The 8,516-nt window shown below is 60.7% G+C and carries 13 protein-coding genes; 6 read left to right on the forward strand and 7 right to left on the reverse strand.

Going from position 1 to position 8,516, the window contains the following annotated elements:
• Positions 1-94: 94 nt before the first annotated feature.
• The 3 genes from K323_RS27915 to K323_RS28585 all read left to right on the forward strand — a co-directional run bounded on the left by K323_RS27915 (position 95) and on the right by K323_RS28585 (position 2,523).
• Positions 95-844 carry a GntR family transcriptional regulator gene (locus tag K323_RS27915; protein ID WP_169515732.1) on the forward strand — a complete coding sequence of 250 codons (750 nt, stop codon included), beginning with the start codon at positions 95-97 and terminating at the stop codon, positions 842-844.
• Positions 841-2,022 (forward strand): mandelate racemase/muconate lactonizing enzyme family protein, encoded by a 1,182-nt coding sequence (locus K323_RS0121575; RefSeq protein WP_022887343.1) that lies wholly within the window; start codon positions 841-843, stop codon positions 2,020-2,022. The genes K323_RS27915 and K323_RS0121575 overlap by 4 nt, the downstream gene beginning before the upstream one ends.
• Positions 2,023-2,112: 90 nt before the next feature.
• The gene (locus K323_RS28585) at positions 2,113-2,523 is read left to right on the forward strand and encodes a hypothetical protein (protein ID WP_157509540.1); all 411 of its coding nucleotides are present in this window, start codon (positions 2,113-2,115) and stop codon (positions 2,521-2,523) included.
• Positions 2,524-2,548: 25 nt separating this feature from the next.
• Here the strand turns inward: K323_RS28585 and K323_RS0121585 are convergent, their stop codons facing one another.
• From K323_RS0121585 to K323_RS0121600, 3 genes are all read right to left on the reverse strand, one after another.
• Positions 2,549-3,535 carry a nucleotidyl transferase AbiEii/AbiGii toxin family protein gene (locus K323_RS0121585; protein WP_022887344.1) on the reverse strand — a complete coding sequence of 329 codons (987 nt, stop codon included), beginning with the start codon at positions 3,533-3,535 and terminating at the stop codon, positions 2,549-2,551.
• A 4-nt stretch (positions 3,536-3,539) separates the two neighbouring features.
• Positions 3,540-4,145, reverse strand: a complete 606-nt coding sequence (locus K323_RS0121590) for a DUF6088 family protein (protein ID WP_245571039.1) — start codon at positions 4,143-4,145, stop codon at positions 3,540-3,542.
• 235 nt (positions 4,146-4,380) lie between these two features.
• Entirely contained in the window at positions 4,381-4,959 is a 579-nt protein-coding gene (locus K323_RS0121600) for a helix-turn-helix domain-containing protein (RefSeq protein ID WP_022887347.1), read from the reverse strand.
• 319 nt (positions 4,960-5,278) lie between these two features.
• On the opposite strand from K323_RS0121600, the gene K323_RS0121605 reads away from it, so the two are divergent.
• The 3 genes from K323_RS0121605 to K323_RS27925 all read left to right on the forward strand — a co-directional run bounded on the left by K323_RS0121605 (position 5,279) and on the right by K323_RS27925 (position 6,524).
• Positions 5,279-5,527: a type II toxin-antitoxin system Phd/YefM family antitoxin gene (locus K323_RS0121605; RefSeq protein ID WP_026851976.1), complete on the forward strand. Its 249-nt coding sequence runs from the start codon at positions 5,279-5,281 to the stop codon at positions 5,525-5,527.
• Complete coding sequence (locus tag K323_RS0121610; protein WP_022887349.1) at positions 5,524-5,781, forward strand: type II toxin-antitoxin system RelE family toxin; 258 nt, start codon at positions 5,524-5,526, stop codon at positions 5,779-5,781. Before K323_RS0121605 ends, K323_RS0121610 begins: the two co-directional genes overlap by 4 nt.
• A gap of 227 nt (positions 5,782-6,008) precedes the next feature.
• On the forward strand, positions 6,009-6,524 hold the full coding sequence (locus K323_RS27925) for a hypothetical protein (RefSeq protein WP_051147484.1): 516 nt from the start codon (positions 6,009-6,011) through the stop codon (positions 6,522-6,524).
• A 94-nt stretch (positions 6,525-6,618) separates the two neighbouring features.
• Here the strand turns inward: K323_RS27925 and K323_RS0121620 are convergent, their stop codons facing one another.
• From K323_RS0121620 to K323_RS0121635, 4 genes are all read right to left on the reverse strand, one after another.
• A complete protein-coding gene (locus tag K323_RS0121620; protein WP_022887351.1) occupies positions 6,619-6,996 on the reverse strand; it encodes a type II toxin-antitoxin system VapC family toxin in 378 nt (125 codons plus the stop codon).
• Positions 6,993-7,250: a ribbon-helix-helix protein, CopG family gene (locus K323_RS27930; RefSeq protein ID WP_169515734.1), complete on the reverse strand. Its 258-nt coding sequence runs from the start codon at positions 7,248-7,250 to the stop codon at positions 6,993-6,995. The genes K323_RS0121620 and K323_RS27930 overlap by 4 nt, the downstream gene beginning before the upstream one ends.
• Positions 7,251-7,395: 145 nt before the next feature.
• Positions 7,396-7,788, reverse strand: a complete 393-nt coding sequence (locus K323_RS29595) for a MepB family protein (protein WP_084697609.1) — start codon at positions 7,786-7,788, stop codon at positions 7,396-7,398.
• Positions 7,789-7,859: 71 nt separating this feature from the next.
• Positions 7,860-8,468 carry a TetR/AcrR family transcriptional regulator gene (locus K323_RS0121635; protein ID WP_022887354.1) on the reverse strand — a complete coding sequence of 203 codons (609 nt, stop codon included), beginning with the start codon at positions 8,466-8,468 and terminating at the stop codon, positions 7,860-7,862.
• Positions 8,469-8,516 lie beyond the last annotated feature (48 nt).

Consider the following 8,516-nt stretch of genomic DNA (forward strand, 5'->3'; position numbering starts at 1 on the left):
GGCCCAACTGTTACAGATAATCGATAATCTGTCAACGATTATCGATGAAGCGATGCTACGCTCAGTTCGTAGCTTCGATCAGAAAGCAGTCGAGATGACAACACGAGGGAAGGCGCACCAGGCGCTGACGCATGCACCCACCACGGCGTGGACCCCGGGCTCAAAGCGTCCGCCACATGCTTCCCTGGGGCAATCCATAGCAAATTCCTTACGCGAGGCCATTGTGAGTGGTTCGCTCCTGCCTGGGCAGCAACTCAAACAGGACATGATCAGTTCCGATTTCAATGTAAGCCCCGCACCGGTGCGCGAGGCCTTGCGTCAGCTCGAGAGCGACGGACTGGTTGAACATTTTCCCAACCGCGGAGTGTTCGTGGCCGACATCAAAGAAGATGAGGCCTTGAGGTTGCTTCTCCCGATCCGTCTTCTGCTGGAGAGCTACGCGCTGCAGCAGATCGCCGGACAAGTCGACGAAGATCTCCTCGCGCAGTTGCAGATTCAGATCGAGATCATGCAGAACGCTGCCGACGATGGCGATGTCGCGCGCATCAATGCTGCAGATGCCCGTTTCCATGAGTTGGCAGTTGAGGCATCAGGGTCGACCCATGCCATCCAGCTATGGCACAGCATTGCACCACGTATACGCCTGCAGTTTTCTCGCTTGACGCCGAGACAGGCTGACCTTCACCACGTCGCCGAGGAGCACGAGGAGCTCTTGGCCGTTCTACGAACCGGGGACACCGTGAGACTCGACGCAGTCCTCGAAGAGCATATTGTCGGCATATCGGCCCGCCTCATGGGCCAAGAAGCGCGGTCCACCGAGGATGACACGATTCTGAGCGCATGAAGATTGAATCGGTGGATCTGTTCTACCTGGCGATGCCGGAGGTCCGCGATATCGGGGACGGCAGCCAGGACATGCTCCTTGTGCGCGTGCGCACGGCGGATTACACGGGTTGGGGCGAATGCGAGGCGTCCCCCCTCACGTCCATTGCCAGTTTCGTTTGCCCGATGTCACACAGCGCCTGTCACCCGGTCCATTACTCGGTCATAGGACAAGACATTGAGAAGCCAGACGATATCGCCCGGATCACAGCGAATGTGCGCGCTAATAGTCTGGACCTCCTCCAGTCGGACCACACCCTCTCGGGAATCGAAATGGCGTTATGGGACCTACTCGGGAAACGCTTCGAGCAACCGGTGTACAACCTGCTCGGGTTTCGCCACGCAGAATTGAAGTCGCCGTATGCGTCGGTGCTATTCGGCGATACGCCGGATGACACGCTCCGAAAGGCCAGCGACATCCGCCGACAGGGTTTCACTGCGCTCAAATTCGGATGGGGACCGTTTGGCAGGTCGACCCTTGCGGATGATGCAGATCAGTTGCACGCGGCACGGGAAGGCGTCGGAGACGACGGAGTCCTTCTCGTCGATGCGGGAACCGCATGGGTCGATGATGTCGAAGCAGCTGCACTCAGGCTGCCCGCTCTGGAAGATGCGAGGGTGCTCTTCCTTGAGGAACCTTTCGTCGCCGGAGCTCTTCGCTCGTATCGGGAACTTGCGGCGCGATGCAACGGCCTCCGGATCGCCGGCGGCGAAGGCTCGCATAATGCCTACGTCGCGGAGCATTTCATTGACCACTCGGGCGCTGGATACGTGCAGATCGACACAGGTCGCATCGGCGGCATTGGGGATGCCAAGCGCGTGGCGGACTACGCGAGGAAAAGGAATGTGCAGTTCGTGAACCACACATTCACCTCCCATCTCGCCCTCAGTGCGTCCCTCCAACCGTTCGCGGGCGTCGCCAGCGATTGGCTCTGCGAGTATCCGACCGAACCGGCACCTTTGGCTGTGGCTCTCACCCGTGACCGGGTGGCCGTCGACCGAAATGGCTTCGTTGCCCCACCGGAGGCGCCGGGGCTCGGCATGGAACTCAACCTCAAGGCCATTCTGAAATATGTACAGGATGTCGAAATCACCGTGAACGGTAAAACGCTGTACAGCACGCCCGAACTCGTTCAGTGAACACGGAATCCGCCGGTCTTCGTCCTTCGAGGATCTGGCGACAGCGGATGTTCCTGCCGAGCCGGGCGTATACGTCGTGCTTCGTGCTTCGTGCTTCGTGCGGACGATGAGCCGCCGGTGTTCTTGGAGCACAGCCCTGCCGGGTGGTTCAAGGAGCGGAATCCGTCGGTGACGGCGGCGCAGCTTGCTGACGCGTGGATCGATGCCGCATCCGTTCTCTACATCGGTAAAGCCGGTGCGGGACTGTCGGGCCGGCGCGGCCTGAAGAAGCGGCTGGCCGAGTATCGGCGTCATGGGTCCGGGGAGAAGATCGGGCACTGGGGTGGGCGTTACGTCTGGCAGCTCGCCGGTGGCGGGGAGTTGCTCGTCGCCTGGAAGGAGACGCCCGGTCTCGACCCTGAGACGGTCGACGCCGAGTTGATCGGCGACTTCATGTGGAGGTACGGCGCACGCCCCTTCGCCAACCGCAAGATCGGCAAGGCCGCGATCGAGGTGGAGTGAGCGAGCTCTTAGTACCGCATGAGCACTACAGCAACTCGTTCGTCCGGACGATCGTTTTCACGCAGTCTTCAAAACTCGGCTTCTTCGAGCCGTACACAAGATCCAGCGCTGACTGATAAGCGACATTGAGCCGCTCATTTGCTCTACTCCCCTTGCTGAAAATCGCACCCCCTCCGAATCCACCGGCAGGGCGAGGCGCACAAGCAAATCCAGCGGCGTGGCTTTGCTCTTGAATATCGCGACAAAGTCGATCAACTCCAGATCGCCCAAGTTCATTGAGCGTCTTGGCTACTCCCGCGTCGTTCAAGAGTTGATGGATGTCGTACAAATGACGACCATGTCTGTCCAACGCTTCAGCGTCCCCGCTCTCAAACGCAACGCTGAAGGTATTGAGTAGGGTCAGCTTCTCAAGGAGAGTGCGCTCCGGCGATAAGACGGTAACCCGCACGGCAGCGAACTCATCCCACGCGTCAGGGGTTTCATCGAGCGTCTCGATTGCGTGGCGGGCGACCATCGAACGCACGTCATGGTCGCTGGTCGGAAAAGTTCCGCCACGAGTGCCCATCTCAAGGTACACACCAGCCGATATTGCAGTTGACGACTTCAGGATTGGATAGAAATAACGAGTACTCCGGCTCACGCCTCTCGTTTGCGAGTCTGAAGGAGCGTGCTCAATAGATAGGCCGAGGTGTTCGCGCACCGCCGAGGACACGCCTTTCAGAACCCGCTCTCGTCTCGACTCGCCTGTCGAGTCAGGAAAGCCGAAGAGCAGATCGACGTCTTCCGAAAACCGTTCAATCAGTTCGTAAACACGACTAAGACTGGTGCCGCCTTTGAAGATGAGCGTCGCACCCGCGGCTTCCGAAGACGATTCAATGTACACAGTGGCGGCCCTGAGCGATTCGATCACCCAGAAATCCTTCTCCACGAACGCAGGGTCGATCTCCAAAGCCGCGGCCGTCGCGTCGACAAGAGTCTCGAATGCAATCGAATCATCTCGAAGTCGGCCCATGCCGTTATCGCTCTTGCGAGAGTTCGACAGCTAGTCGATCGAAGTTGTCTCGCGCACTTCGGGATCCCTCACCGGTGATGGCAGCCGTCAGCCGTTCCAGGTCAATCTCGCGACTCCGAATCAATGCCCTCGCCGACGGCACCAGCGCTTCCCAACCGCTTTCGACCAACGTCGAGGGGTCTCTGAGTACTTCGAGCAGCGCGATCTCGGTTTCGTTGAGATCACGACGCGCCATATTATTTCGCCGGTGAATCCGCACATCCGAGATCGGCTCTGGAACAGGGCCGGCAACAGCAACATGCAGGTGAGCTGGAACCTGCGTCGTGAGGCCGAGTCGACGTGCCGCTGAATACCCGGCCGGTCCGACGCCGACCGTACCGAGCACCTCTCGGGCTATCTCCTCAGTTGAGGGCCGCGTCATGCCATAACGCCCTTTGGCGCCTTTGTAGTAGAGGCCCTTTCGCACTCGTAATAGTTCACCTTTGCGGGCTGCCAGAGAAAGTGCGCTGCGAACGGAGCTGCTGGAACCCGGCAGTGCACTCGGACGAACAAACGAGCGAGGCGCAAGAGAGCGTAGTCGTGCGCCTGGTGCCTCCGTGACGTCGTCCATAACACAAAATCGTACAGGGATTGTTGCACAAATACAACGCTGAACGAGCCTTCCGTAATGGGTACGTACGAGGCGCTAGCCGCCCAGCAGCGCCGCGAGTCCCGCCTCAGGGTCGGCCGCCACGACCAATCAGCGCGGGTTGCGCCGGCGCTGGACCTGCTCGATGACCTGCCGCGCCAAGAGCATGTATTCCGAGCGCTGTTCATTGAGTACCACCGAGTCGACTCCATTCGGATCACGCACGGCTCAGGCTGCGTTCGTCAATGTAAATATTGAGGCGCTTCAGGAAGGTCGGAGTCTCGTTTCGAGCACGCTCGCGAAGTGCCGGATACTTGGAGATGAACCACGGTTCGGGCAGCTTCCGCGTCGTCGTCCACGCGGGCGAGAGCCCGGCGGGCATCGCTTGCCGATACATGGCACGAAAGAACTGGTCCCATCGTTCGTCCGGGAGCCGAGGCGGAGGAGACTCCAATTCCTCACGCGTAATCTCCCCCGGGTTCGACCTGATCGCATCCGTTGCCTCGGTAATCAGCCGAAGCGCAAAAGTCTCGTCGCCGTTGTCGATGGCCTGCGAGAGGGACGATGCAAGCCGCGCGGGTGCGAATCGGGAGAGCGGCGATCGGCTGGTTGAGGAGATGAGGAGTTCCTCCCCCAGGGCGGCGAGAGCAGTGCTCAGGGTTTGCAACTTGATCGTGCCCTCACGCTCAGAGCGTTCCATCTGGGAGATCGCCCCGGGGGTCACTCCGAGGCGTTCAGCGAGCTCATTCACCGAAATGCGCTGCGCCTTGCGCCCCGAACGGATCAGTTGACTCATGATGCAATTTTAGCTGTAGCTAAAATATTCGTCAAGGCTTTGACTGCCTGGATGCCGTCCAGCACCTCACCGAAGCTGCAGGGCCCCGCATCGTGACGGCTGACCCGCTCCGGCGAACTATGACGGCGCGCGGTGTGCGTATGGGCGACGGATCCAAGTAACTGGGTAACGCACGCAATTCGCCAGAAGCTCCACGTGCCCCGCAACGGCGTCAGCCGACAGGAAAGACTGCGTTCGTCAGATGACGTGGCCGCATGGACCGCAACGAGGGCACTCGTCGGTTATGTACATTCACAGTACTGGGATGTACAATTCGTCCATGTCCATCGTCAGCGTCGCGGACGCACGCAAACACCTTTCCGATGTCATCGCTCGTTCGAAGAACGAAGCGGTATTCATCCAGCGCCGCGGTCAGCGGGCCGCGGTGGTCGTTAGTCCCGAGCAGTACGAGCGGATGCTCGAGGCGCTCGAAGACGCCGAAGATGTCGCCGCGTTCGACGAAGCGATGGCAGAGGAAGGGCCCAACATCCCCTGGGCTCAGGTGAAGGCCGATCTGGGCTGGACATGACCTACCAGGTCGAGCTGCGCCCTGCGGCAGTTCGCGCATTGAAGCGAATTGATCATCAGGATCGCGACCGTATTCGTGGTGCGATCGCGCTCCTCGGCGAGGATCCACGGCCGCCAGGGGCGAAAGCGCTCCAGGGGCGTCCAGGCCTCCGAGTTCGAATCGGGGACTACCGCATCATTTACACCGTCGACGACAACATCCTCATCGTCGCAGTGATTACTCTGGGGCACCGCCGAGACGTCTACGACCGCTGAGTGCTCGCAGACGGATCCGATCAGGCACGGGTCAGACTGCGTCCGTCAATCACAACATCCGGCGTCAACCAGACGCCGACCGCGAATGCCTCGCATGGGCCCCTGTTAGCCGGCAAACGGCGGCGGCAGGCTGCGAGCCAGCGGGGAGCCTCTCGCGAGAAGTCGTGATGAAGTGCGTCGTGAGATTTGTGCCCACTGAAACGAGGGCGATGGTCCAGACTGAGGCCATGGAATGGACACGAAGCGGGCTCATCGAAGTAGGATTCACTGGGTTTGTGCCGTTCAAGGATCTGGCGGCAGCGGATGTTCCTGCTGGACCGGGGGTTTACGTCGTGCTTCGTGCGAACGATGAACCGCCGGTGTTCTTGGAGCACAGCCCGGCCGGATGGTTCAAAGAGCGGAATCCGTCGGTGACGGCGACGCAACTTGCCGACGCCTGGATCGACGCCGCATCCGTTCTCTACATCGGTAAAGCCGGTGCCGGAATCTCAGGCCGGCGCGGCCTGAAGAAACGGCTGACCGAGTATCGGCGTCATGGGTCCGGGGAAAAGATCGGGCACTGGGGCGGGCGTTACGTCTGGCAGCTGGCCGGTGGCGGCGACCTGCTCGTCGCCTGGAAGGAGACGCCAGGCGTCGACCCTGAGACGGTCGAGGCCGATTTGATCGGCGACTTCATGTGGAAGTACGGCGCACGCCCTTTCGCCAACCGCACGATCGGCAAGGCCGCCATCGAGGTGGAGTGACCTGTTGCTCCACCCAAAGACCAATCCTCTACGAACGCATGATGGGAATGGGGTGTCGTGAGCTCGACCAAACTACAGTTTGGTCGGGCGCAGTCTAATAAGGCGCCGACAATCCACCGAACATCGGGAAGTGCTTGACGTTCTTGGTTAGCAGCTGAGCATCGAGAAGGATCGCGGTAGCCGCAATCGCGAGATCTGCCGAATCGATGCCGCGATTTCCGGCAAGCCATTGCCGCCCAAGTTCGCCAGCGATCTCAGCGATCTTCTCGTCCAACGGATGCCAAGTGAAAGCACCCAGCAACGCTCGAGTGGCTGTCTCCTCCCGAGCTCGCATACCCGCCAACACTTCTAACCTGACAACCTCGCTCGCATGCAGCGGGCCGGACTCGCGCGATCTATAGAGGACTTTCGCGGCTGCCTGATTCCCTCGGAGCACGTCTATGAATACCGAGGTGTCGACAACGACCGTCATCGCGCCGTTACGTCGGCCAGTCGGCGACCGGGACGCAGGCGCTCGACGTATTCTTCGCCATCAATGTCGCGTTCACCCCACCCTCCGAGGGCGGCCTCGATCGCTCGGCGATCGGAATCGGCATCCCGCCCGGAGCCATAAGCCCCAGATACGGCATCTCGAATGAGCGCGGAGATCGAACGGCCCGTGCGCGCTGCCTCCGCATCGAGAAGCCGCCGCTCTTCGGCCGTCAGCGAGATTTGAGTCCGAAGCATGATGTAATCATACATCACTCGCTGTCGTTGACTGGGATGGCTGACGCGGGGTTCTCGGTCGAATAGTGCAATTGCAGCTGCGCACCGATCAGCGCGGGTTGCGCCGGCGCTATATCTGCTCAATGACCTGCCGCGCCAACAGCAATCAGTGCTCTGTAAGATCGCGAAATGCGGGGCTCTGCGCCTTTTGTGACCGAGCTGCTTGACGGTTCAAGCCCGTGCTCCATGATGGATACACCCGGAAGCCCCGTTTGCCAGGTGACTGCTCAGTTTGCGAGATCCCGAGTGATGCCAGTTGCTCCGCAGCGAATTGGAATACACCGAAATGGTCTTGTTCCTCCACAAACACGTGAAGGCCAACGGCAGGGTCATCGGCCCCGAAAGGTACAGTGCTGCCATCGTCAAGTCGCCGCCAGACGGCAACGAACGCACCCGGTTTAGTGGGGGTGATGCGACCTGTACGGATCCGCCACAGGCCAGACTCGAGCAGCACCATCCCCGACTCGTAGTCACTGCTTTGTGTTTCGGGAGTGACCATCCGCAAAGCGCCTTGCGGGAGTCGTGACAGAACCAGGTACCGGCGAAAAGCTGAGAAGGCCACCTCGAGACTCAGCTAAGCGTTGCGCCGGCCGGTGCCGGTGCCGCTGCCGTGGGGATGGCGTTGTCGATGAGGACGACTGCGATGGCGGCGGCGGTAGCGAAGATGTCGGCGTTGAGGACTCGGCTGCGGGCCGAGGCGCCATCCAGGAGCAGCGCCAACTGCTCGCCGAGCTGTTCGGGGTTGGTGGCGCCGGCCTCGCGGGCGGTATCGGCGAACCGGGCGGCAAAGCCTTCTTTGTAGTTGCGGGCGTATACGCGCGCCTCATGGCCCGGGTCGGGGATCTCGACGGCCGCCGCGATGAATGGACACAGGGGCGCGTGAATGTCGAAGACGGCGAGGAGGCGTTCGCGAGGCGTGAGGTCGGTGCTCTCGAACACTTCAGGCAAGATCTCGGGATCAAACCGGCGTAGGCATTCAGCGATCAGCTCGTCTTTGCCGGTGAAGTGCTGGTACAGCGTGCGCTTGGACACTCCAGCCACCGCGCTGAGCTGGTCCATGCCGGTGCCGTTGATGCCTTGATCGCGGAACAGTTGTTGTGACGCACTGAGGATGCGCTCTCGTGCCCCCCTGCCGCGGCGCAGGCCTCGCGGCCCCTTCTCCAACTCCGTCTCCGTCATAGGCTCAGTGTAGCCCACTTGGGTACCAATCGGTGTACATAGCTTGAC

Source organism: Glaciibacter superstes DSM 21135, from assembly GCF_000421145.1.
In the GTDB taxonomy this organism is placed as follows: domain Bacteria; phylum Actinomycetota; class Actinomycetes; order Actinomycetales; family Microbacteriaceae; genus Cryobacterium; species Cryobacterium superstes.